Origin of the sequence: Pseudodesulfovibrio portus (assembly GCF_026000375.1) — a bacterium.
Taxonomy (GTDB): domain Bacteria; phylum Desulfobacterota; class Desulfovibrionia; order Desulfovibrionales; family Desulfovibrionaceae; genus Pseudodesulfovibrio; species Pseudodesulfovibrio portus.
The window spans coordinates 18732-40281 of sequence record NZ_AP026708.1; the positions used below are offsets into that span (position 1 = coordinate 18732).

General features: G+C 59.6%; 24 protein-coding genes. 21 read left to right on the forward strand and 3 right to left on the reverse strand.

Annotated features, from left to right (window positions below; all coding sequences use genetic code 11):
• Positions 1–90 precede the first annotated feature (90 nt).
• Positions 91–519 carry a CBS domain-containing protein gene (locus OO730_RS00095; protein ID WP_264982547.1) on the reverse strand — a complete coding sequence of 143 codons (429 nt, stop codon included), beginning with the start codon at positions 517–519 and terminating at the stop codon, positions 91–93.
• Between the two features lie 170 nt (positions 520–689).
• Between OO730_RS00095 and OO730_RS00100 the strand changes: the two genes are divergently transcribed.
• The 19 genes from OO730_RS00100 to OO730_RS00190 all read left to right on the forward strand — a co-directional run bounded on the left by OO730_RS00100 (position 690) and on the right by OO730_RS00190 (position 19728).
• Positions 690–1331 carry a protein-L-isoaspartate(D-aspartate) O-methyltransferase gene (locus tag OO730_RS00100; RefSeq protein ID WP_264982548.1) on the forward strand — a complete coding sequence of 214 codons (642 nt, stop codon included), beginning with the start codon at positions 690–692 and terminating at the stop codon, positions 1329–1331.
• Between the two features lie 19 nt (positions 1332–1350).
• Positions 1351–2310, forward strand: a complete 960-nt coding sequence (locus OO730_RS00105; protein ID WP_264982549.1) for a DUF368 domain-containing protein — start codon at positions 1351–1353, stop codon at positions 2308–2310.
• A 42-nt stretch (positions 2311–2352) separates the two neighbouring features.
• Complete coding sequence (locus tag OO730_RS00110; protein WP_264982550.1) at positions 2353–3237, forward strand: Mrp/NBP35 family ATP-binding protein; 885 nt, start codon at positions 2353–2355, stop codon at positions 3235–3237.
• Positions 3238–3246: 9 nt separating this feature from the next.
• Positions 3247–3828, forward strand: a complete 582-nt coding sequence (pgsA, locus tag OO730_RS00115; protein WP_264982551.1) for a CDP-diacylglycerol--glycerol-3-phosphate 3-phosphatidyltransferase — start codon at positions 3247–3249, stop codon at positions 3826–3828.
• Positions 3829–4065: 237 nt separating this feature from the next.
• Complete coding sequence (locus OO730_RS00120) at positions 4066–4344, forward strand: hypothetical protein (RefSeq protein ID WP_264982552.1); 279 nt, start codon at positions 4066–4068, stop codon at positions 4342–4344.
• 3 nt (positions 4345–4347) lie between these two features.
• The gene (locus OO730_RS00125; RefSeq protein WP_264982553.1) at positions 4348–4662 is read left to right on the forward strand and encodes an FtsB family cell division protein; all 315 of its coding nucleotides are present in this window, start codon (positions 4348–4350) and stop codon (positions 4660–4662) included.
• Between the two features lie 49 nt (positions 4663–4711).
• On the forward strand, positions 4712–5440 hold the full coding sequence (locus OO730_RS00130) for a tetratricopeptide repeat protein (protein WP_264982554.1): 729 nt from the start codon (positions 4712–4714) through the stop codon (positions 5438–5440).
• A 69-nt stretch (positions 5441–5509) separates the two neighbouring features.
• Positions 5510–6298: a hypothetical protein gene (locus OO730_RS00135; protein WP_264982555.1), complete on the forward strand. Its 789-nt coding sequence runs from the start codon at positions 5510–5512 to the stop codon at positions 6296–6298.
• A gap of 26 nt (positions 6299–6324) precedes the next feature.
• Positions 6325–7356 (forward strand): class 1 fructose-bisphosphatase, encoded by a 1032-nt coding sequence (gene fbp, locus OO730_RS00140; protein ID WP_264982556.1) that lies wholly within the window; start codon positions 6325–6327, stop codon positions 7354–7356.
• Complete coding sequence (gene tsaD, locus OO730_RS00145; RefSeq protein WP_264982557.1) at positions 7356–8444, forward strand: tRNA (adenosine(37)-N6)-threonylcarbamoyltransferase complex transferase subunit TsaD; 1089 nt, start codon at positions 7356–7358, stop codon at positions 8442–8444. The genes fbp and tsaD overlap by 1 nt, the downstream gene beginning before the upstream one ends.
• Before the next feature lie 110 nt (positions 8445–8554).
• Positions 8555–8911, forward strand: a complete 357-nt coding sequence (gene trxA / locus OO730_RS00150) for a thioredoxin (RefSeq protein WP_407681899.1) — start codon at positions 8555–8557, stop codon at positions 8909–8911.
• 4 nt (positions 8912–8915) lie between these two features.
• Positions 8916–9836: a thioredoxin-disulfide reductase gene (gene trxB, locus OO730_RS00155; protein ID WP_264982559.1), complete on the forward strand. Its 921-nt coding sequence runs from the start codon at positions 8916–8918 to the stop codon at positions 9834–9836.
• Between the two features lie 8 nt (positions 9837–9844).
• A complete protein-coding gene (locus tag OO730_RS00160) occupies positions 9845–10573 on the forward strand; it encodes an outer membrane protein assembly factor BamD (RefSeq protein ID WP_264982560.1) in 729 nt (242 codons plus the stop codon).
• A 33-nt stretch (positions 10574–10606) separates the two neighbouring features.
• Complete coding sequence (locus OO730_RS00165) at positions 10607–11482, forward strand: hypothetical protein (RefSeq protein WP_264982561.1); 876 nt, start codon at positions 10607–10609, stop codon at positions 11480–11482.
• A 2-nt stretch (positions 11483–11484) separates the two neighbouring features.
• Complete coding sequence (gene fusA, locus OO730_RS00170) at positions 11485–13533, forward strand: elongation factor G (protein ID WP_264982562.1); 2049 nt, start codon at positions 11485–11487, stop codon at positions 13531–13533.
• Between the two features lie 3 nt (positions 13534–13536).
• A complete protein-coding gene (locus OO730_RS00175; RefSeq protein ID WP_264982563.1) occupies positions 13537–14064 on the forward strand; it encodes a DUF2062 domain-containing protein in 528 nt (175 codons plus the stop codon).
• A 174-nt stretch (positions 14065–14238) separates the two neighbouring features.
• Positions 14239–16308, forward strand: coding sequence for a methyl-accepting chemotaxis protein (locus OO730_RS00180; protein WP_264982564.1), 2070 nt, complete (start codon positions 14239–14241; stop codon positions 16306–16308).
• 126 nt (positions 16309–16434) lie between these two features.
• Positions 16435–18636, forward strand: coding sequence for a chemotaxis protein CheA (locus OO730_RS00185; protein WP_264982565.1), 2202 nt, complete (start codon positions 16435–16437; stop codon positions 18634–18636).
• A gap of 24 nt (positions 18637–18660) precedes the next feature.
• Positions 18661–19728 carry a protein-glutamate methylesterase/protein-glutamine glutaminase gene (locus OO730_RS00190; RefSeq protein WP_264982566.1) on the forward strand — a complete coding sequence of 356 codons (1068 nt, stop codon included), beginning with the start codon at positions 18661–18663 and terminating at the stop codon, positions 19726–19728.
• A gap of 55 nt (positions 19729–19783) precedes the next feature.
• On the opposite strand, the gene OO730_RS00195 is transcribed toward OO730_RS00190, so the two are convergent.
• Both OO730_RS00195 and crcB read right to left on the reverse strand, forming a co-directional pair.
• Positions 19784–20116 carry a DUF190 domain-containing protein gene (locus OO730_RS00195; protein WP_264982567.1) on the reverse strand — a complete coding sequence of 111 codons (333 nt, stop codon included), beginning with the start codon at positions 20114–20116 and terminating at the stop codon, positions 19784–19786.
• A gap of 18 nt (positions 20117–20134) precedes the next feature.
• On the reverse strand, positions 20135–20509 hold the full coding sequence (crcB, locus tag OO730_RS00200) for a fluoride efflux transporter CrcB (RefSeq protein WP_264984103.1): 375 nt from the start codon (positions 20507–20509) through the stop codon (positions 20135–20137).
• A gap of 39 nt (positions 20510–20548) precedes the next feature.
• Here crcB and OO730_RS00205 point away from each other — a divergent pair, with 39 nt between their 5' ends.
• Positions 20549–21145 (forward strand): class IV adenylate cyclase, encoded by a 597-nt coding sequence (locus OO730_RS00205; protein ID WP_264982568.1) that lies wholly within the window; start codon positions 20549–20551, stop codon positions 21143–21145.
• An 81-nt stretch (positions 21146–21226) separates the two neighbouring features.
• Positions 21227–21541, forward strand: a complete 315-nt coding sequence (locus OO730_RS00210; protein WP_264982569.1) for an ATP-dependent Clp protease adaptor ClpS — start codon at positions 21227–21229, stop codon at positions 21539–21541.
• Positions 21542–21550: the final 9 nt, after the last annotated feature.

Consider the following 21550-nt stretch of genomic DNA (forward strand, 5'->3'; position numbering starts at 1 on the left):
ATCTGAAAAATCAGGTTAAATACATAAAATAAAAGAAAAAGGCCGCATTCAAGTAACGCGGCCTGAAATATTTTCGGTAGCTTGCGGCGATTACTTTTCGTCCAGTCCGTCCATAAGGGAGATCGTCAGGCGGAGGAAGTCGGCTTCGGTGACGATGCCGACCAGCGTTCCCTTGCCGATGACCGGCAGACAGCCGTACTTGTGGTTGAGCAGGATTTCCGCAGCGGTCTTGAGAGAGGTTTCCTCATCCACGGTGGCGATATCCGTGCGCATGATTTCATGGATGGGGATGCCCACGTCGATTTCCTTCTGCGTTTCCGGGTCCAGTTCGGCCAGTTGGGAGATGGTGGCGGCAAGGATGTCCCGGTGCGTGACCAGGCCGGTGAATTCGTTATCCAGGGTAACGATGGGGATGTGTCGGATGCGTTGCAGGTCCATGAGAGAACGCGCGCTGTGCAGCGAGTCGGTTTCCTTGAGGGAAAAGACCGGGGAGGTCATGATGTCTTTTACCTTGAGCATTCGTATTCTCCCATTTTTATTGATTATCTGTGAAAGTTTCCCGACTGTCAAGAAAGGGCGGGAAATAATCATGCGCCGACGATCCCCCCGGTTGACTTGGTGAATAAAATCTGTTCAGCATCCGGCAGACGTTTCCGCTTTGGGGACAGTGACTGTTTCGAGGAGTTTTCATGGTAGATCCGGTACGGCTTAGGGAACGCATGGTGCGTGATCAGATCGAGGCGCGCGGCGTGACGGACAAGCGGGTTCTTGATGTCATGCGGTCCTTGCCCCGGCATCTTTTCGTGGAAGAAGCCTTGGCCTTCAAGGCATATAACGACAGCCCGCTTCCCATTGGGGAAGGGCAGACCATTTCGCAGCCGTATATCGTTGCCCTCATGTCCGAGATGCTCGAGGTGGAGCCGGGCATGCGGGTGTTGGAAATAGGCACCGGGTCCGGGTATCAGGCCGCTGTCCTGGCAGGACTGGGGGCCGAGGTCTATACCGTCGAGCGCATCAGGAAACTTTTTTATTCAGCCCGGAAACGGTTCATGGACATGCGTATGTTCGCGGTCACGGTCAAGCTCGACGACGGCACCATGGGATGGCCGGAAGAGGCCCCGTTCGACCGCATCATCGTCACGGCGGGCGGGCCCGAAGTGCCCGAGCCGCTTGTGGACCAATTGGCCGATCCGGGCCGGTTGCTCATCCCCGTGGGCAACTCCAAGCGCAATCAGATTCTCGTCCTCGTGGAAAAGAAGGACGGCGTGGTCACCAGGACCGACAAGGGGGCCGTGGCCTTCGTGGACCTGGTGGGCAGCCACGGGTGGTAGACGGCAAATGAGCGGAAAAATGACCATACGCGAAGGCTTCATGGCCAGCCCCGGCCCCGACACCCTGAAAAGCGGGGCCCTGCTCTGGCTCAAGGGCGTGTGCATGGGGGGCGCGGACATCATCCCCGGCGTGTCCGGCGGGACCATCGCCTTCATCACCGGCATTTACGAACAGCTCGTTGACGGAATCCGTTCCTTTGACGCGGCCTTTCTCCGGCGGCTGGTCGTTCTTGATATCCCCGGGGCACTGGCAACGGCCCATCTGCGCTTCATACTCTGTCTGCTGTTCGGCATCCTGACGGCCGTGGTGACCATGGCCTCGGTCATGAACTACATGCTGCACGCCCATCCCGTGGCCATATGGTCCCTGTTTTTCGGGCTCATTGCCGCTTCGATCTTCGTGGTGGGGCGGGAGATAGGAACGCTCAATGCCGCCAACCTGGGCTTCGTGGGCCTGGGCGCGGCCGGAAGTTATCTGCTGGTGGGCATGATTCCCGTGGCAACGCCCGAGACCCTGCCTTTCATCTTCCTGTGCGGGGCCATTGCCATCTGCGCCATGATCCTGCCGGGTATCAGCGGAGCGTTCCTGCTGCTCATGCTGGGCAAGTACGAATACGTCACCCGGACGCTGAAGGCCCCGTTCGTGTGGGATAATTTTCTGGTCATCGCGGTGTTCGCGGCCGGGGCGGCCACGGGCATCATTCTGTTCTCCCGCGTGCTGCATTTCCTGTTGAGCCGCTATCATGCGGCCACCATCAGCGTGCTGACGGGATTCATGATCGGAGCCCTGAGAAAGGTCTGGCCCTGGAAAGAAGTCTTGGAATCTTCCGTTATTCGTGGAAAGATACACGTCCTGCGCGAGCAGAACGTGCTGCCGGACCAACTGGGCGGGGAAGTGTTCCTGGCCATGGGGTTGGTCCTGGCGGGCGCGGTCGTCGTTCTCGTGTTGGAGCGGCTTTCAAAGGGCCGCAGGCAATGAAAGGGACTCCCTTGAGGGATCAAAGATAAAGAGAGAAACGTTATGAGCGAGTGCAGCTCCGGTTCCTGCGGCTCCAGCGCGGGCAAGCAAAGCGCCAAGATGAAGATTCAGGATGAAATGATCCGTTCCACCCTGGAGAAAATCAAATACAAACTGTTCATCATGTCCGGCAAGGGCGGGGTGGGAAAGAGCTCCGTATCCGTCAACGTGGCTGCGGCCCTGGCCGCCCAGGGCTTCAAGGTAGGCCTCATGGACGTCGACATCCACGGCCCCAGCGTGCCGACCCTGCTCGGCATTTCCGGCACCCTGGATATCGATCGCGGTTCCCTGATCATGCCCAAGGAGTACAACGAGAACCTGCATGTCGTGTCCATGGAGTCCCTGCTCAAGGACCCGGACCAGGCCGTTCTGTGGCGCGGGCCCATGAAGACTTCCGCCATCCGCCAGTTCATCTCCGACGTGCAGTGGGGCGAGTTGGACTTTCTGGTCGTGGACTCTCCCCCCGGCACAGGCGACGAGCCCATGACCGTGCTCAAGACCATTCCGGACGCCCTGTGCGTGGTGGTGACCACCCCTCAGGAGGTGTCCTTGTCCGACGTGCGGAAATCGATTAATTTCCTTCAGTACGCGCAGGCCAACGTGCTCGGCGTGGTGGAGAACATGTCCGGCCTGGTCTGTCCTCATTGCCACAAGGACATCGACCTGTTCAAGAAAGGCGGCGGCAAGGCCCTGGCCGAGAAATACGGGCTGGACTTCCTGGGCGCCATTCCCCTGGACCCGGCCACGGTTGTTGCCGGGGATATCGGCAAGCCCGTCGTGTTGCTGGAAGAGGATTCCTTTGCCAAGAAGGGCTTTCTGGAGCTGGCCGACACCATCGCCGAAGCGTGCCGGAAGAGCTTCGAAGCGGCCTCCACAACCCACGGCTAGGCGGACGACATGAAAAAGGACCTCTTCAATCTTCCCAACTGTCTGACCATGGCCCGCATCCTGGCCGCGCCCGTTATCGTCTTTCTGCTCTACCTGGAGATGTGGTACCGGTTCCAGTGGGGCTCCTATATGGCCTTCGGCCTTTATTTCGTGGCTTCGGTCACGGACTATTTCGACGGCGTGATAGCCCGGAAGCAGAACCTCATCACCAGCCTTGGCAAGTTCCTTGATCCCCTGGCGGACAAGCTGCTCATCGGCTCCCTGCTGATCATGCTGGTCAAGCTCGGCGACGGCTGGGGCGTTCCCGCCTGGGTGGTGATCATCATCATCGGTCGTGAACTGGCCGTCACGGGAATGCGGGCCATCGCCGCCGAGATGGGCGAGGTGGTCGCCGCCGACAAGTTGGGCAAGGCCAAGACCATGGCTCAGTCCCTGGCCGTTGGTTTTCTGATCTTCCACTACCCGTTCTTCGGCTGGGACCCGCGTCCCACGGGCAGGGTGTTGCTCTATTTCGCGCTGGTCCTGACCGTGGTTTCCGGCGGTCACTATCTCTACAACTTCTACAAGAAGTGGATCAGCGTCTCGGAATAGGGCGGTCGACAGGAAGATGTGCCTCCCGAAACATCTTTTTGCGAATCTTCTAGAAAATATTGAGAGAAAATCTCACCGTAACCGAACATTGCCATGTAACCGTTTGTGACTGTTGAATAAAATCAATGGTGACAGAGGGGTTGTTACATGGTAGACTTACGCATTGCTCAATCTGTGCATTTACTTGGAAAAAAGGGCGACAACCCCGTGGTTGTCACCGAAAAAACGGGTTCCTTCATGGCAGATTCCGATTCGGTGAAACACCTTGTCCGCATAACCAATTGTCTCCAGACCATTCTGGACCTCGAGTCCCAGCTGGAAAAGCTGGAGCACGGCAATTCCCTTCTGGATGAATTCGCCGTGCTCAAGTCGTTTCTGGAGAAGATCGACAAGGTGGAGCTGAGCGAGAGGGACGTGGAGCGTATCGAGAAGGCCACGTCCAATTTCCTCAAGGAGCTTGAGGGGCCCCTGAACCGGCAGGCGGGCCGCAAAAAAGCGGGCCGCAGGCTGCAGTAAGCGATGCGTGGACGACTGGTACTGATTGCGCTGCTTCTGGCCATCAACCTCATTCTGCTTTTCCGGCTGGTGTGGAGCGACCAGGGGGTGTTCGCCTATCTCGAGCTCAAGGAACGGTACGACGCCCTGAACCGTAAGGTCGAGGCCGTGGACGCCGAAAGCCTGGATTTGAGCCAGGAAATCCGCAAGCTCAAGTCGGATAGGGGATACCAGGAAAAGGTTGTCCGTGAGCGTATGAATTTTGTGAAAAAGGACGAACTGTTGTATATATTCCCGGATGAGAATGCCAAACCCGGTGGAGAAGGCGCAGATGAGTGAGAAAATTGAGTGGTATCAAGAAGTTCTCTCCTTGGAGCCCGGTTCAAGGGTGTTTTTCCCTTTGGCCAAGTTGTTCGTCGAGAATGGCCGGCCCGAAGATGCGGTAAAGACCCTGTTGCAAGGGCTGGATCGCCACCCCGACTATCTTGAGGCACGCATGCTTCTGGTGGAACTGCTCACCGAACTCGAGCGGGAGGAAGAGGTCCACGAGCAGCTTTCCCGGGTCATAAACCCCCTTCAGGATTATCCGGCGTTCTGGCGCGGCTGGGCTCGCAGCCTGCCCCCCGAACAGCGGGACCTTGCCGTTTTTCTCATGCTGGTTTCTTCCAATCTTTCCGGCGATACCATCAAATGGACCGACGTGGTTTTCGAGGGCATAGGCACCCTGGCCGACAGGCTGGTGGGAGCGCCGTTGCCGCCGCCGTGCGAGTCCAAGCCGTTCAGCCTGCCCAAGGTGGAAAGAACCGTCCCGGAGGGTGCCGGGACATTCCGTGCAAACGCCGGTTCCTTCCGCACCAAGACCATGGCCGACCTGTTGGCCTCCCAGGGTGATGTGGACGGCGCCCTTGAAATCTACCGCGAATTGTTGCAATCATCCCTTTCCGACGATCGGCGGGCCGAGTTGCAGGAACGGATCGTGCAATTGGAACGGGATCGGCAAAACGGTTCCGGTCCGGGCGTTGAGCCCGGTGATGCGTTCAGCGTCCATGCCAAGAACCGATTGATCAGCACCCTTGAGACACTGGCCTCCCGTTTCGAAGCCAGGGTGCAGGGATAACACAACCCGAAAGGTAGGCATCCCGGGTCGCAAGCGGTCCGGGACGGTCACCCATTCAAAGCGGACTCTATGAAGAATATACTTTTGTGCCTGCTGGCCGTGTCGGTCATGCTCGGCGGTTGCAGTTGGTGGGACACCACGGCGGAAGTGACCAAGGAATCGTGGAACACCACCAAGGATTTCGTTGATCCGCCTCCTGAAATCGATACCGAGGATTATCAGTTCGAGAATCCCAACCAGGAAAAACTGGCCAAGCTGATCACGCCCGTGGACGCGCCCCTCATGGAACTGACGCGGTTTGTAGAGAACACGGACACCCTGCCCGGCGTGGACTGGATGGAGCTTTTGCGCGCCCGTTTCACCTGGGTGAACCGCGTCCTGGTTACGGACGAGGCGGGGACGATCATTGCCATGGTGCCGGAACTGCCCATCAAACGGATATCCAAGCCGCTGGTCTTCGAGGGCACCTGGCGGAACATTCATCTCCTCACCGTGGTCGATTATTCCGACCTCGGGCCGGAGTTGTATCTTGGCCGTCCCTATTTCGAATCCATCGACTTTCGCGGCCTGATTGGTGTAGGGTTTGACCCCCGTAGCCTGCTGCGCAAGAGCCCGCATCCCGAACAGCTCGTCATCATCCACCCCGGCGGCGGAGTATGGACCCTGGGCGCGGACGTGGACAAGGCAGCGTTGCTCGCCGTGGACTGGAATGATCTGCTCGAGGACAGCGTGCACGGCGAGATACAGGTGGGCGACCGTTATTATACCTGGCTGACCCGCTATGTGGGCGAGGATCAGTACGTGTACGCCACCGAGAGCGTCGAGCCGGGACACACCGGGTCCTGGTGGCCTTTCTAGCGATAAAAGGATTTGGGGAATAGATCATGGCACAACAGGTTACGGTTACGGAGCACATTCTGCTGCACCAGAAGATGGTGCCCGGCGCCACAGGACAGTTCACCCGGCTGTTCAACGAGCTGGTCCTTTCGGCCAAGATCATCGGTCGTGCCGTGAACAAGGCCGGGCTGGTGGATGTCCTCGGCTTCACCGGCGAGGTCAACGTACAGGGCGAGGAGGTCAAGAAACTCGACGAGTACGCCAACCGCATCCTCATCCACAGGCTGGCCCGTTCGGGCGTGCTCTGCGCCATGGCCTCGGAGGAGAATGCGGACATCATCGAGGTCCCGGAAAACCTGCCCCGGGGCGAGTACATCATCATCTTCGACCCCCTGGACGGTTCTTCCAACATCGACGTCAACGTCAACATCGGCACCATTTTTTCCATCTTCAAGCGGCGGTCCGACCCCGAGGCCGCGCTCATGTCCAGCGACGTCCTGCAAAAGGGCAGTGAACAGGTGGCCGCAGGATATGTGCTCTACGGCTCGTCCACCATGCTGGTCTTCACCTGCGGGGACGGCGTCCACGGTTTCACCCATGACCCGAGCGTGGGCGAGTTCATTCTCTCGCATCCCAACATCCGCATTCCCGAGCAGGGCAAGATTTATTCCGTGAACGAAGGCTACGAGCGGTACTGGGATCGCGACACCAAGAAAGCCCTGGCCTATTTCAAGTCGCCCAAGAACGCCCTGCGCAAGCCCTACAGCGGCCGCTACATCGGCTCGCTGGTGGCCGACTTTCATCGCAATCTGCTGTACGGGGGCATCTTCATGTACCCGGCCGACCTGCGCGACCCCAAGAAGCCCACCGGCAAGCTCAGGCTGACCTGCGAGTGCAATCCCATGTCGTTCATCGTGGAGCAGGCGGGCGGCATGGCCACCGACGGCCTGAACCGCATTCTGGACATCGAGCCGGAACACCTGCACCAGCGCGTCCCGTTTTATTGCGGCTCGCTCAACGACGTGCGTATTGTCCAGGAAATCTTCGAGGCCGAGGACCGGCGAAAGAAGAAGAAATAATGCTCACCCTGGGGATCGAGACTTCCTGTGACGAAACGGCCGTGGCCCTGGTGGAGGACGGCTGCCTCAAGGGCGAGAAGCTGGCCACCCAGGTGGACACGCACGCCCTGTTCGGCGGCGTGGTGCCCGAGATCGCGTCCAGGGAGCATCTGCGCGTCCTGCCCCGGCTCTATCGGGACCTGCTGGACGAAACCGGCACCAGATCGGAAGACATCGACGCCGTGGCCGTTGCACGCGGCCCCGGGCTGCTCGGCAGCCTGCTGGTGGGCGTCAGCTTTGCCAAGGGTCTCTGCCTGGCAACGGGCGCTTCCCTGGTGGGAGTCAACCATCTCTGGGCGCATCTGCTGGCTCCCGGCCTCAAGGAGGAGCTGCGTTTCCCGGCGCTGGGACTGCTCGTTTCCGGCGGTCATACCCATACCTACCTGATCAAGTCGCCCACCGAATTCGAGTTGTTGGGGCGGACCCTGGATGACGCCGCCGGAGAGGCCTTTGACAAGGTGGCGAAGCTCTTGAATTTTCCTTATCCCGGAGGGCGGTTCATCGATGACCTGTCCCGGGAGGCGGACCCGGATACGACCCTGTTCCCACGGCCGTACATCGATAATCCCACCCTGGATTTCAGCTTCAGCGGTCTCAAGACGGCGGTGGCAAATTATGTGGCCGCGCACCCGAAGCTGGTTTTCGAGACCATGGCCGACACGGAGGCCGTGGCCGGTCTCAAGGGACGCAGAAGGGCTGATCTGGCAACGGTTTGCGCCTCGTTCAACTGGAGTGTGGCCGATACCCTGCGCATCAAGGTGGAGCGGGCCCTGAAGCAGGCAGGGCCGGTCGAGAGCCTGATCGTCGCCGGGGGCGTGGCCGCCAATTCCATGGTCAGGGAGACGATGAAAACCGTGGCCGGACAAAACGGACTTGTGTTGACCCTGCCTGATCTGGCATTATGTACTGATAATGGGGCCATGATCGCCTATGCCGGATGGCGGTTGGCGACAGCCGGATGCGAGCACGGGCTGGACCTCGAAGCCATTCCCCGCGGACGGGTGGTGCCGCTGGATTGGAACCCGCCGCGGAATTGGGGAAAGAAGTGATATTTTCAGCCATTTCCTTGACAGCGGGGTGGATGGAATCATATTTTATGGAAATTGTGAAAACGACTGCGGTTGGCCCCTGATCCCGGAGCCGCCGGGGCATAACGAATATGACGGCTGCGAGCCGAGAAAAAAAGGAGAATTCCATGGCGAATCAGATTACAGACGGCACTTTCGAACAGGATGTTTTGCAGAGCGACGTTCCTGTCCTTATCGACTTCTGGGCTCCCTGGTGTGGCCCCTGCCGTGCCATGGGTCCGGTCATCGACGAACTGGCCGAGGAGTTCGAGGGCCAGGTCAAGATCGTCAAGATGAACGTTGACGAGAACTCCGCCACTCCCGGCAAATACGGCATCCGCGCCATCCCGACCCTGATTCTCTTCAAGGACGGCGAAGTCGTCGACCAGTCCACCGGTGCGGTCTCCAAGTCCAGCATCAAGGAAATGATCACCAAGAAGGCGCTGTAATTTTATGAAATCTTATGACGCCGTAGTCATAGGGGGCGGCCCGGCAGGAATGACGGCTGCCCTTTATCTTTTACGGGCGGGCGTAAAAACCGCCATGATCGAGAAGCTTGCTCCCGGCGGTCAGGTTCTGATGACTTCGGAGATCGAGAACTATCCGGGGTTCCCCAAGGGACTTCAGGGGTGGGAGCTTGCGGACAAGTTCGCCAACCATCTCGAGGACTACGACCTGGAGCGCATCAACGACGAAGTGCGTTCCATCGAGGTCGGCTCTCCCCATCACACCATCGTGGTGGGAGAGGAAAACGTTCAGGCCAAGACCATCATCCTGGCCACCGGTTCACGCTACCGCAAGCTCGGCGTGCCCGGCGAGGAGAGGCTGTTGGGACGGGGCGTTTCCTATTGCGCCCTGTGCGACGGTAATTTCTTCCGTGACCGGGACGTGGCCGTTGTCGGCGGCGGGAATTCCGCCCTGGAAGAGGCCTTGTACCTGGCGCGGCTGGTGAACAAGGTTTATCTCATCCATCGTCGCGATGATTTCCGGGGGCTGGTCTGCTACCAGAACAAGTGCTCCACCCATGAAAAGATCGAAATCATCCGCAGCACGGTGGTGGAGGAAATCCAGGGCGAGGCCGATGTCGAGACCCTGGCCCTCAAAAATGTCGCCACCGGCGATACGTCGCAGCTCAAGGTGGACGGCGCGTTCATTTTTGTCGGCTTCGAGCCGATCATGGACTTCGTGCCGGATGATATCCACAAGGAAAAAAACGGTATCGTCACCGACGTGGAAATGGGCACCAATGTGCCGGGCATCTTTGCCGCCGGAGACATCCGGGCCAAGCAGTGCCGTCAGGTCGCGTCCGCCGTGGGCGACGGGGCCACCGCCGCCACCGCCGCTTTTTCATATCTCGAACAGCTGGACGTTTAGGAGTGCCCATGCGTCGCATAGTGGTTCCCGTCCTGGCCGTTGTTCTCCTGTCCCTGTCGGGATGCATGTGGATCGATAATTATTTCCTTCCTCCGCCCGAGGACACCGCCCAGGAATTGTTTGAAGCGGGCATGGATGCCATGGGCGACAAGGAATACGATGACGCCCAGGAATACTTCTCCAAGCTCAAGGACCGATTCCCGTTCAGCCCCTTCGCCATGAAGGGCGAGCTGGCTCTCGGTGATGCGTATTTCCTTGACGAGGAGTACCTGCTGGCCCTCGAAGCCTACAAGGAATTCGAGGCGTTGCATCCGACCAACGATGAAATCCCCTACGTTCTCTATCAGATCGCCGGGTCGAACATAAACATGTTCAAGACCATTGATCGTCGTCAGGAGAACATCAACGAGGCCCTGGAGTACCTGTACCGGCTGGTGGAAACCTATCCGCAGTCCAAGTACGCCGAGGCCGGCAAGGCACAGATCGCCAAGGCAAGACGCATCCTGGCCGAACACGAGGTGTTCATGGCCGATTTCTTCTGGCGTACGGAGCAGTATGGCCCCGCATGGCATCGTTACCAGTACGTGGTGGAGAATTTTTCGGAAATCCCCGACTTGCGCGACTACGCCATCCGGCGGGCCGAGAGTTCCTACTACGAATACCAGAAGAGTCTGTCCGAAGAAGAAAGAGCCCGCCTCCAGGGCAGTTGGCTGCGTTGGCTCAAACAGTGGCTCTAGCTTTGGCCGGCCGCTAACAGCACAGTGTGTCCCATGCAGAAAACCGCGTGCGAATTTCCAGAATGGATCAATGAATTCGTTGTTGACGACGAAGTGTTCGCGCGTGCCTATGACGCCGTTCCCGACAATCGGCGCGCCCTGCTCAAGACCAATATAGCCCGCCTGTTCGAGTGGTACGGGCCCTCCCGCAGGATTTCTGGCCGTGAGGCCGTTGCCTGGCGCGGGGGATTTGATTCCGTCCAGTCTTCCGCCCCGGCGGACTATGCCGTGGTGGTGTTTGACGCCAACCTTGCATCGCCGGCCCGGTTGCTGGCCGGTGTGGTTCCCCCTCTGGCCTGCGGGGTTGAGAATGTGCTCGCCGTTCGTTTGGGTGGGGACGAGTGGCCCGAGCCCCTGCTGACCGGCCTGGAATTGGCCGGACAGGAACTGGTCACCGACATGAGCCTTGACCGGGTGAAGGGGATGCTGGAAGAAATGGACGCCTCGGGCGCCACCGGCGTGGTCCTTGGCCTGGAGCTCGGGCAGGGGCTGTTCCGTTCCCTGCGTTTCCCCACGCGAAACATCGATTTCATCTGTCTTGAATGCGATCGCGAAGCAGTCCTCTGGATGGATACGGACGAACCGTTTGATCTGGACGGGTTGGCTTTCGCGCACCCTGATTTGTCGTTTTCCGTCCACGGGGCCGAGACAGCGCTTCCGCCCGAAGGCTTCCGTTGCGAGGGAAATGATTTCCAAGACTTCCTGGATTCGATCCCGGAGGTCGCCTATGCGCCCGCATCCCGTGTAGACGAGGTGCTGGACCGGGCCCGGCTGGTGCTGGGACCGGGACAGGAGGGGTGCTGGGTCTGGCCGCGGCTTCGTCCCGAATCTTTCCAATTCCAATCCACCGCCTGGACCATCGGAGCCTGATCGTGAGCAAGAGCAACGCCCCCTCGGCGAAGGTGCTGGGCAACCTTCGCAATATCGGCATCATCGCGCATATCGATGCCGGGAAGACCACTCTTACAGAGAGAATTCTTTATTATTCCGGTAAAATACATCGTATCGGAGAAGTCCACGAGGGCACGGCCACCATGGACTACATGCCCGAGGAGCAGGAGCGCGGCATCACCATCACTTCGGCGGTGACCTCCTGTCGGTGGGACCCGTGCATGATCAACATCATCGATACGCCCGGCCATGTGGATTTCACCATCGAGGTGGAGCGGTCCCTGCGGGTGCTCGACGGGGCTGTGGGCGTGTTTTGCGGTGTGAGCGGCGTGGAGCCGCAGTCCGAGACCGTATGGCGTCAGTCCGAGTCCTACCATGTCCCCAAGCTCGCTTTCGTCAACAAGATGGACAGGTTGGGCGCGGACTTCGAGAGCGTACTCGAATCCATGGTCAAGAAGCTGGGCGCCAACCCGCTGGCCATCCAGTATCCCGATGGCGCGGGCCAGGATTTTGCCGGGGTTTTCGACCTCGTGACCATGCAGCGTTACGAATTCGACCAGGCGTCCAGCGGGGCCGAGTACGCCACGCGCGCCCTGACGGACGAGGAGACGGACCGCATTTCGCCCTGGCGCGAGAAACTCATCGAGACCGCAGCAGAGGAGGACGAGGAAATCCTCGACCTGTATCTCATGGGTGAAGAGGTGCCGGTGGACCGGATTCATGCGGCCTTGCGCAAGGCCACCCTGGCCCGGAAGATAGTTCCCGTTCTGGTGGGCTCGGCGCTGAAGAACATCGGCGTGCAGCACGTGCTGGACGCGGTCTGCCGGTATTTGCCGAGTCCTCTGGATGTCCCGCCTGCCGAGGGCATTGATCCCAGGGATCGCACCAAGCGGTCCTTTGGGGTTTCCCACAGTGAGCCGCTGTCCGCCCTGGTCTTCAAAGTGGCCATGGACTCCGGGCGCAAGCTGGCCTTGATGCGTATTTATTCCGGCAGTATCGGGAGCGGCGATTCCGTGTACAACGTGACTCAGGACGAGACCGAGCGCGTGGCCCGGCTCTTCCGTCTTCATGCCGGGCGCAAGGAGAAGATCGACCGCGCCTTTGCCGGTGACATGGTGGCTGCGGCGGGCATGAAGCTGGCCCGTACCGGCGATACCCTGGCCCAGCGGGATGCGCCCATTCTGTTGGAACAGATTGCTGATTACAAGCCGGTCATCTCGCTGGCCATCGAGCCCCGCAATTCGGAGGAGGGCGATAAGCTGGACGAAGTCCTGGAAAAATATCTGCTTGAGGACCCGACCCTGGACCTCAAGCGGGACGAGGATACGGATCAGGTCATTCTGTCCGGTATGGGCGAGCTGCATCTGGAGGTCATTCTGGAGCGGCTGAAACGGGAATACAAGCTCGAACCGCGTGCAGGCAAGCCGCAGGTCGTGTACCAGGAGACCGTGACCGCCATCGGCAAGGGGCAGGGGGAATTCGACCGGGAACTCGGCGAGGACTTGCATTACGGTTCGGTCCGGCTGTCCGTGGAGCCCCTGGAACGCGACAAGGGGCAGAAGATCTCCGTGGAGGTCGACCTCGAAGCCTGGCCCAACGAGTGGATCAGGGCCCTTGAAGAGGGGATCGAGGACGGGTTGCAGAGCGGTGTCCTGCGCGGCTATCCGGTGAGGGACGTGCGTGTGCGCGTGACCGATCTGGGCAGGCGGGAGGATTCCAGCGCCGTGGGCTACCGCATGGCGGCGGCCATGGCGCTCAAGGATGCGTTGTCCAATGCCGGACCCAAGCTCATGGAGCCCATCATGTGGGTGGAGATCAGCGTTCCCGAGGAGTTCGTGGGCGACGTGGTCGGTCTGCTCGGGGCCAAGGGCGCCAAGATCGAGAACATGATCGACCGTTCGGGCCAGAAGGTTGTCCAGGGACTTGCCCCGTTGGGCAGGCTGTTCGGCTTTTCCACCGACCTGCGTTCCGCCACTCAGGGCCGCGCGGGCTTCATGATGAAATTTTCGCGCTTCGATATTTTGGAGTAGGTTTTGGCAGATCTTCGTCGGCGAGACCCCCGCGAGGAGCAGGGGGAGGGCAGGATTTACCGTTGGTGGATCGGCGGAAAGCGGCTGACCCGGTACTGGTTTTTGCGGCTTATGCGCCAGAAGTCCTCGCCCAAGAACCTGGCTGCGGCCTGTGCCCTCGGCATGTTCATCGGGGCCATGCCCATCATTCCCTTCCAGTCCGTGGTGGTCATTTTCCTGGCCTTTGTCTTCAGGGTCAACAAGCTCGCGGCGTGGCTCGCCACCTGTTACTCCAACGCCGCCACCATGGTGCCGTTCTATTATTTCCTCTTTGCCGTGGGCAAGGCCGTCATGCCGTTTCAGGACGTGGCCTTCGACCCCAACCACCTTGAAATGACCCATCTCATCGATGCAGGGTGGCATGTCTTTGCCGTCATGTTCATGGGCGGGCTCGTCTTCGGTATCCCGGCCACGATCGTCACTTACTTCCTGACCCTGTATGTGGTTCGTCGGTATCGTCGTCGCAAGGCGATCCGGGCCCTGCGCAAGTAAGCCGCTGACAGGAGTCTTATTCCCGTCATTTCAAGGCCGCCGGGCGTATGTCCGAGCGGCCTTTCCCTTTTCCGCATACGCGGGGTTTGCAATTATTGATGAATATGGGTACTTGAGTTGTGGTAATCTATAGTTTTTCCTTGCGATTTCATTTCACGATTTAAGGAGATGCCAATGCTTGGCGGGCCACTGGTTTTCGTGATCGTCTTCGGTCTGGGAGTGTGCGGCGTGTTTGGTGCCGCGGCATATGTCGGAGGCTGGATCGCCTATGGATGCGGCGCGGCAGCAACCCTGGTCCTGACAGGATTGGCTGCCTGGCTCGGCCACCGGCGTCTGTCAGGACTGAAGCACGCCCTGAACGCGATGGCCACAGGGGAGAATTGTGCGCTCGACGGTCCGCTGGACGAGGTCGTGAGTACCTGCGCAGGAGCCATGTCCGAGCGTCGGCGTCAGGTCGTCTTCTATGAGAGTGCCTTGAGGGATCTCGGGACCCCGGCCCTGGTCTGCGACGCCCAAGGTGTGATCAGGCTGGTCACGAATTCCATGCTCGCCCTGTTGAAGAAGAGCGGGGATCGGGTGACGGGCCTGAGCGTCAGCCAGGCCCTGTATGACAAGGTCGGCGTGTCCAAGACGGAAAAAGCCCTGCAGCAGGGGCGTGGGGTCGAAGAAGATGCCGAGCTGACCCTGTGGGATGGCCGGGTCATATTCGTCCGGGTTTTCATCAGCCTCGTCCGGGACGACGGCGGTGATGTCCTTGGTGCCGTCACGTCGTTCATCGATTTGACGGAACAGCGCGCCCACCAGGAGGAGTTGGAGGAACAGCGCGAGCGCATGGTCCGTGCCGGAGAGCGCATCAGCGGCCTGGCAGAGCATGTGGCCTCGGCCACCGATCTTTTGTCCGCCTCCGCCGATGACCAGGCTCAGGGGGCACAGAACCAGCGCAGGCAGACCGCATCCGTGGCCGCTGCCATGGAAGAGATCATGGCGACTGTGTTGGAGGTGGCCAAGAACGCCGAGGCCACCCGCCTGGCGGCCACCGAGGCAAATGATTCCGCAGGCAGGGGAAAGTCCATGGTGGACGCGGCCGTGGGAGCCATCAACGAGGTGGCCGAGTTTTCGACAAGGCTGGAGCGCGAGGTCGGGGAACTGGACAGCCAGGCCGGTGAAATCGGCAAGATCATCAGCGTCATCAATGACATCGCCGACCAGACGAACCTGTTGGCCCTCAACGCGGCCATCGAAGCTGCCCGGGCCGGGGATGCCGGACGCGGATTTGCCGTGGTGGCGGATGAGGTGCGCAAGCTCGCTGAAAAGACCGTGGATGCCACCCGGGAGGTGGAAGCGGCCGTCGGGACCATTCAGTCCCGGTCCAAGAGTGCCATCGCATCCATGGAAGCGACCGCCAAGCAGGTAAGCGAGTCAACCGATCTTTCCGGGAGGGCGGGCGATGCGCTGGAGCACATCATGGCCGGTATCCGGGACATGGTCGAGCGCGTGGCCGACATCGCCACCGTGGCCGGGCAGCAGTCCTCCGCAACCGAGCAGATCATGGAGAATGTCGAGGACATCGCGACCATAGCCGAGGACGCCGACGAGGCCGCGGGGCAGGCGGCGAGCGCTACCCGCGAGATGGCCGACCTCGCCAGGGAGCTTTTGAATGTTTCCAATGAGTTCCGTGAAGGCGGGGCGGGCAGCGATTTGCGGGAATCGCCCAGGGAGATGCGGGGCATATTGCCCGGGATAGCCCAGGATTTCGTGCGGGAGACCTATGGCGGGGACGTGTTCGACGCCATGCAGGCGGAGCTGGACAATCCGGTCTTTCAGGCCGAAGGCGGCTATCCGGACCATGTGCTGGTGCAAATCGCCCAATCCGCCGCCAACCGCGCCAAGGTGCCTCTCAAAGAGTTCTTCCAGGAGCTGGGCCGGTATACCTTGAGCCGCTTCAGCGAAATGTATCCCGGGTATTTCAAGGACGAGTCCCTCAAGGATTTTTTCATGAGCATGAACACGGTCCATGCCAAATTCAGCGAAGCCCAGCCGGGCGTGAAGGCCCCGAATTTCACCTTTGAGGACAAGGGGAACGAACTGTTCATGAACTACCGCTCCTCCCGGGGACTGTTCGACTATTTCGAGGGGCTTCTCCTGGGTGCGGCCGAACTCAAGGGGGAAAGGATTCGTGTGGCCATCAAGCCCTTCGACGAGGAGACGGCGCGTGCCGAGATCGTCTTTCTCGGCACGGAGTAATGTGCATAAGTAATTTATAATAGTCTATTTGTCTGTTTCCGGGTGATATATCGTTCAGGCGTGGATAAAGGCGTCGTGGTGCGGTAATTTGCTTTCGTGGATGTGTGATTCGAGGAGAGCTCACGAATGTCCGATGATCTGAACAGGCAAATATTCAAGGAGGAGGCATACGACCTCCTGCGCGAACTCGAAGGTGCGCTTCTGGAGTTGGAAGAAGCTCCGGACGATTCGGATTTGATAAACCAGATATTCAGGGCCCTGCATACGATCAAGGGGTCCGGGTCCATGTTCGGCTTTGACGAAATCGCGGGGTTCACCCACGAATTGGAAACCGTTTTCGATCAGGTTCGCAACGGCGAGGTCCAGTCGACCCCCGTTCTGTGCAGCCTGTCCCTCCAGGCCCGAGATCAGATTAGCGTCATGCTCGACGCCGAGGCGGGGGAACCCCTGGACCCGGACAACCGGGAGGACATCCTCGACGGTTTGAGGGCCTTTGTCTCCGGCGTTGCGGGCGATGGCGGCGACGAAGCGGTCGATGCGCCTGTTGAGTCGGAAGAACTGGGCGAAGAGGACAAGCCTGATTCGGAAGGCAACACCTTCACCATCCGCCTGACGCCGAAAGGGGACGCCCATATCGACGCCGCTGCCGTGGAATCCTTTTTCGAGGAATTGGATCGGATCGGCAAGTTGACGGTCCTGTCCCGCCATGGTGATGCCGGTGCGGGCTGGAATCTCTCTTTGGTCACCCCGAAGGACAAGGACGGCGTGGAGGATATCTTTTTCTTCCTGGACGCCGAAGTCGCCGTGGATATTTCCGAACAGTCGGCGTCCGATTCAGTGCAGGAAACGCCTGTTCCCGAGCCCCCCCCCACCATTGAGCCCGAAACTGCTGATGAGATCGAGGTTCAACCTTCCCTGCCCGTTGCCCTGGGAGAGGAAGGCGAATGCCTGGACGGAGTGCGGAAGCTGGGCGAAATTCTCGTCGACTGCGGCGAGCTTGCCGAAGAGGACCTCGAGGAGGCCTTGGAAGAGCAGAAGACCGTCAAGGCCGATCAACCACTGGGTAAGATACTGGCCGACAAGGGCAAGGTCGCCCCGGAGAAAGTTACCAAGGCCGTTAAGCAGCAGGCCGAAGCCCGGCAATTGGACGGAAAGCGGAAGCAGGAAGCGTTGTCGTCAATTCGGGTCGCTGCGGACAAGCTCGATTATCTTGTGGACCTGGTCGGCGAATTGGTCATTGTCCAGGCTCAGATAACCCAGGTGGTCTCCGAGAGGAACGACCCGGCCATGACGTTGCTGGCCGAGGAACTGGAGCGCCTCAGTGACGAACTCAGGGATTCCACCCTGGGTATCCGCATGCTGCCCATCGGCACTTCCTTCAGCAAGTTCCGCAGGTTGGTGCGCGATCTGTCCGCCGACCTCGGCAAGCAGATCAGCCTGTCCACCAGCGGCGCTGAGACCGAGTTGGACAAGACGGTCATCGAACGCTTGGGCGACCCCCTGGTCCACCTGCTGCGCAACTCCATCGATCACGGCGTCGAGACGCCCGCCGAGCGCGAGGCCAAGGGCAAGCCCCCGCAGGGCAACATAATGCTGGCCGCCGAGCACTCCGGCGGCGAGGTCCTTATTCGCATCACGGACGACGGTCGCGGCATGAGCAGCGAGATGATCCGGGAGAAGGGCGTGGAGCGGGGACTCATCAGCAAGGACGCTGAGCTGACCGAGAAGGAGTTGCTCAAACTTATTTTCGAGCCCGGTTTTTCCACGGCCAGCGAGGTGACCAATGTGTCCGGCCGCGGCGTGGGCATGGATGTGGTGAAAAGGGCCATCGATTCCCTGCGCGGGGTCATCGACATCGATTCCAAACCCGATGCCGGGACGTCCATCATCATCAGGCTGCCGCTGACCCTGGCCATCATCGACGGGTTGCAGGTCCGGGTCGAGGACGAATACTACGTCATCCCGCTTTCCCTGGTCGAGGAATGCGTGGAGCTTTCCCGGGCAGAAGTCGAGAGCAGCGATTCAAACCAGCGCATCCTGCACCTTCGCGGGGAGATAGTCCCGTATATCCATATCCGCGATTGGTTCGACATCGAGGGAGACAATCCGCCCATCGAGCAGATCGTCATCACCGGCGTGGAAGGAAGCCGTGTCGGCATCGTGGTCGATACGGTCATCGGCGAGCACCAGACGGTCATCAAGAGCCTGGGGCGCGTCTACAAGGACGTGGAAGGGATATCCGGGGCCACCATCAAGGGAGATGGTTCCATTGCCCTTATCCTTGACGTCCCGAGTCTTGTGCGACGGGTTATTGCAGAGTCCAATTAGTTAGTTGTCTGATGAGGTTTCAGAATGCGAAAGATCAGAGTCTTGATCGTCGATGATTCGGCTGTCGTGCGGCAGACATTGGTAGATATCCTTTCCTCCGATCCGCAGATCGAGATCATGGGTACGGCCGTTGATCCTTTTGTGGCCGCCGAAAAGCTCAAGAAGGAAATTCCCGACGTCATCACCCTGGATATCGAGATGCCGCGCATGGACGGCTTGACTTTTTTGCAAAAGCTGATGAAACAACACCCTGTGCCCGTAGTCATATGTTCATCAGTGGCTGAGAAGGGTACGGACAACGCATTGAGGGCTCTCGAATTGGGGGCGGTTGAGATCATCGCCAAGCCCAAGGTCGGGACCAAGAAATTTCTTGAAGAATCGAGTATCCGGCTCATCGACAAGGTCAAGGCTGCTGCGCAGGTCAGAACCAAGTCGATCAAGATATCTGTCCCGCCGCTGAAGGTGTCTCCCAAGCTGAGCGCCGATGCGGTCATACCAAAAGGAAAGCTGCAGGCAGTGGGATCGACCGAAAGGATATGTCTCGTCGGTGCGTCCACCGGCGGCACCGAAGCTTTGCGGGTGTTTCTGGAAGCCCTTCCCGAGGGGTGTCCGCCCATTGCCATCGTCCAGCACATGCCCGAGCATTTCACGGCCGCCTTTGCCAGGCGTTTGGATACGATTTGCCGGATCAGTGTCAAGGAAGCCAGGGACGGCGACCCCATGATGCGCGGCCAGGCACTCATTGCCCCGGGCGACAAGCACATGCTGCTCAAGCGCCTGGGTTCCAAGTATTGTGTTGAGGTCAAGGAAGGGCCTTTGGTCTCCCGCCATCGTCCGTCCGTGGATGTCCTGTTCCGTTCCGGCGCACGGTACGGCGGGAAGAACGTGGTCGCGGCCATCATGACCGGCATGGGCGACGACGGGGCCAAGGGTATCCGGGAACTGAAGGAAGCCGGTGCCTATACCATCGCTCAGGATGAGGCGTCCTGCGTCGTTTTCGGCATGCCTCAGGAGGCCATCAAGACAGGGGGGGTGGACAAGATCCTTTCCCTGACCAAGATCGCCCCGGAGATTGTCCGCGCTTGCAGTTAGATAATCAGTGAATATGGTTTGTTAAACCCTCGCCGGATTGCCGGCGGGGGTTTTTTCAGGAGTGCCGATAGGCGATGACGTCCACGGGCTCCCGCGTGACCATGCCTTCCCTGACCATGTCGTCGAGGAGGGCGAGCAGGGGTTCCAGGCGGTCCGGGTGGTCTATGATCTCCACGACCACGGGCAGTCCCTCCGAGAGCCTGAGTATCTTGCTTGTGTGGATGAGGCTGTTGGCCCCGAAGCCGATGAGGCCACGGAAGACCGTGGCCCCGGCCAGTTCCAGCTTGCGCGCCTCTTTGACGATGGCTTCGGCCAGGGGTTGTCCTTTGAATTTGTCGTCTTCACCGATGTAGATTCGGATTCGTTCTGCTTTTTCAAGGAGTTTCATGTATCCCTCCAGGCGGTGTTAGAGGAGGCGTCCCAGGGCGATGCCGAGGATGACCAGGGCCAGTCCGGCTACGGATTGGCCGACGACGTTTCCCAGGGCTGCCGTGATCTGCCCGAGCTTGACCAATCCCGCGGTCTCGAACATGTATGTGGAGAAGGTGGTGAAAGCGCCCATGAAACCGGTCAGGAAAAGGAGGCGGACTTCGGAGCCGGGCAGAATGCGGTTTTCGAAAAAGCCCCATATCGCGCCGAAGAGCAGACAGCCAAGCATGTTCACGGCAAAGGTGCCGGCCGGAAACGAGCCGCCCGCCAGCCGTTGGGCCACACCGGACAGCCAGTAGCGGGACAAGGTCCCGGCTGCGCCGCCCACGCAGAGATAGAGTATTTTCGTCAACATTTTAATTTAGGTACAGCAATACGCCGGGAGATGGCAATGGTTCTGGAAAGCGAGTTGAAATTCCTGGATGTGAATCTGAAGGAAACAAGTCTCCGTCTGCGCGAAGGCGGCGGCGAGTCCCTGGGCCGGTATTTCGAGACGAACACGGTCTTTGACTATCCTGACAGGTCCTTGAAAAAACGGGGTGTCCTTCTGCGTTTGCGCGAGAGACAGGGCCAAGCCGTTCTGACCGTGAAGCGTCCGCCCAGGGAAATGAAGCCGACCCAGCTCAAGGTCTTCGAGGAAATCGAAACCATGGTGGGCGATTTCGGGGCCATGCGCGACTCGCTGCTGGCCGTTGGCCTCACGGAGGCATTCGGGTACGAGAAGGTGCGCGAGAAATGGCGGTACATGGATTGCGTGGTTTGCTTGGACACGCTGCCGTTCGGGGATTTCATCGAGATCGAAGGAACGGACGTGACGGTCTACGCCTGTGCCGAGGCCCTGGGCATCGGGGGATGCGAGACCACCAAGCAGACATACCATGGGCTCAACATCGAGCACCGGCACGCCAGTGGGCTCGCCCCGGACGAGAATTTCCGGTTCGAGGCGTCCGTGCGTGACGACCTTCTGCGCGAGCTTGGAAAAGATTGACCCGCAACCCTCGACAGACGGTGAAAACGACTTTATATTCATGATTAAGGAAACAAGAGTATTGTTGGAGATTGAACAGAAATGAGCGACCCTTTTACCGGGGACCGATTTGAATCCGAGTTGCTTGGCGAACACGAAGTCAAGGAACCGAGAAAGTATAAGGTCCTGCTGCACAATGACGATTATACGACCATGGATTTCGTGGTCGAGATACTGGTGCGCGTTTTCCGCAAGACCGAGGCTCAGGCCACGGCGATCATGTTGTCGGTCCACAACCAGGGTTACGGTGTCTGCGGCACATTCACCGCCGAGGTGGCCGAAACCAAGGTGGACCTGGTTCACAGGCTCGCGAAAAGTGCCGGTTTTCCGCTCAAGTGCAGCATGGAAGGTGAATAGCATATGACG

Bases quoted from the DNA above. Each gene is read 5' to 3' on its own strand.
- OO730_RS00135 (WP_264982555.1), top strand. From the start codon at position 5,510: ATGAAGAATATACTTTTGTGCCTGCTGGCCGTGTCGGTCATGCTCGGC.
- OO730_RS00180 (WP_264982564.1), top strand. From the start codon at position 14,239: ATGCTTGGCGGGCCACTGGTTTTCGTGATCGTCTTCGGTCTGGGAGTG.
- OO730_RS00125 (WP_264982553.1), top strand. From the start codon at position 4,348: ATGCGTGGACGACTGGTACTGATTGCGCTGCTTCTGGCCATCAACCTC.
- trxB (WP_264982559.1), top strand. From the start codon at position 8,916: ATGAAATCTTATGACGCCGTAGTCATAGGGGGCGGCCCGGCAGGAATG.
- OO730_RS00110 (WP_264982550.1), top strand. From the start codon at position 2,353: ATGAGCGAGTGCAGCTCCGGTTCCTGCGGCTCCAGCGCGGGCAAGCAA.
- OO730_RS00160 (WP_264982560.1), top strand. From the start codon at position 9,845: ATGCGTCGCATAGTGGTTCCCGTCCTGGCCGTTGTTCTCCTGTCCCTG.
- tsaD (WP_264982557.1), top strand. From the start codon at position 7,356: ATGCTCACCCTGGGGATCGAGACTTCCTGTGACGAAACGGCCGTGGCC.
- pgsA (WP_264982551.1), top strand. From the start codon at position 3,247: ATGAAAAAGGACCTCTTCAATCTTCCCAACTGTCTGACCATGGCCCGC.
- OO730_RS00210 (WP_264982569.1), top strand. From the start codon at position 21,227: ATGAGCGACCCTTTTACCGGGGACCGATTTGAATCCGAGTTGCTTGGC.
- OO730_RS00165 (WP_264982561.1), top strand. From the start codon at position 10,607: ATGCAGAAAACCGCGTGCGAATTTCCAGAATGGATCAATGAATTCGTT.
- OO730_RS00105 (WP_264982549.1), top strand. From the start codon at position 1,351: ATGACCATACGCGAAGGCTTCATGGCCAGCCCCGGCCCCGACACCCTG.
- OO730_RS00190 (WP_264982566.1), top strand. From the start codon at position 18,661: ATGCGAAAGATCAGAGTCTTGATCGTCGATGATTCGGCTGTCGTGCGG.
- OO730_RS00100 (WP_264982548.1), top strand. From the start codon at position 690: ATGGTAGATCCGGTACGGCTTAGGGAACGCATGGTGCGTGATCAGATC.
- OO730_RS00195 (WP_264982567.1), bottom strand. From the start codon at position 20,116: ATGAAACTCCTTGAAAAAGCAGAACGAATCCGAATCTACATCGGTGAA.
- OO730_RS00205 (WP_264982568.1), top strand. From the start codon at position 20,549: ATGGTTCTGGAAAGCGAGTTGAAATTCCTGGATGTGAATCTGAAGGAA.
- OO730_RS00095 (WP_264982547.1), bottom strand. From the start codon at position 519: ATGCTCAAGGTAAAAGACATCATGACCTCCCCGGTCTTTTCCCTCAAG.
- OO730_RS00120 (WP_264982552.1), top strand. From the start codon at position 4,066: ATGGCAGATTCCGATTCGGTGAAACACCTTGTCCGCATAACCAATTGT.
- fbp (WP_264982556.1), top strand. From the start codon at position 6,325: ATGGCACAACAGGTTACGGTTACGGAGCACATTCTGCTGCACCAGAAG.
- OO730_RS00185 (WP_264982565.1), top strand. From the start codon at position 16,435: ATGTCCGATGATCTGAACAGGCAAATATTCAAGGAGGAGGCATACGAC.
- trxA (WP_407681899.1), top strand. From the start codon at position 8,555: ATGACGGCTGCGAGCCGAGAAAAAAAGGAGAATTCCATGGCGAATCAG.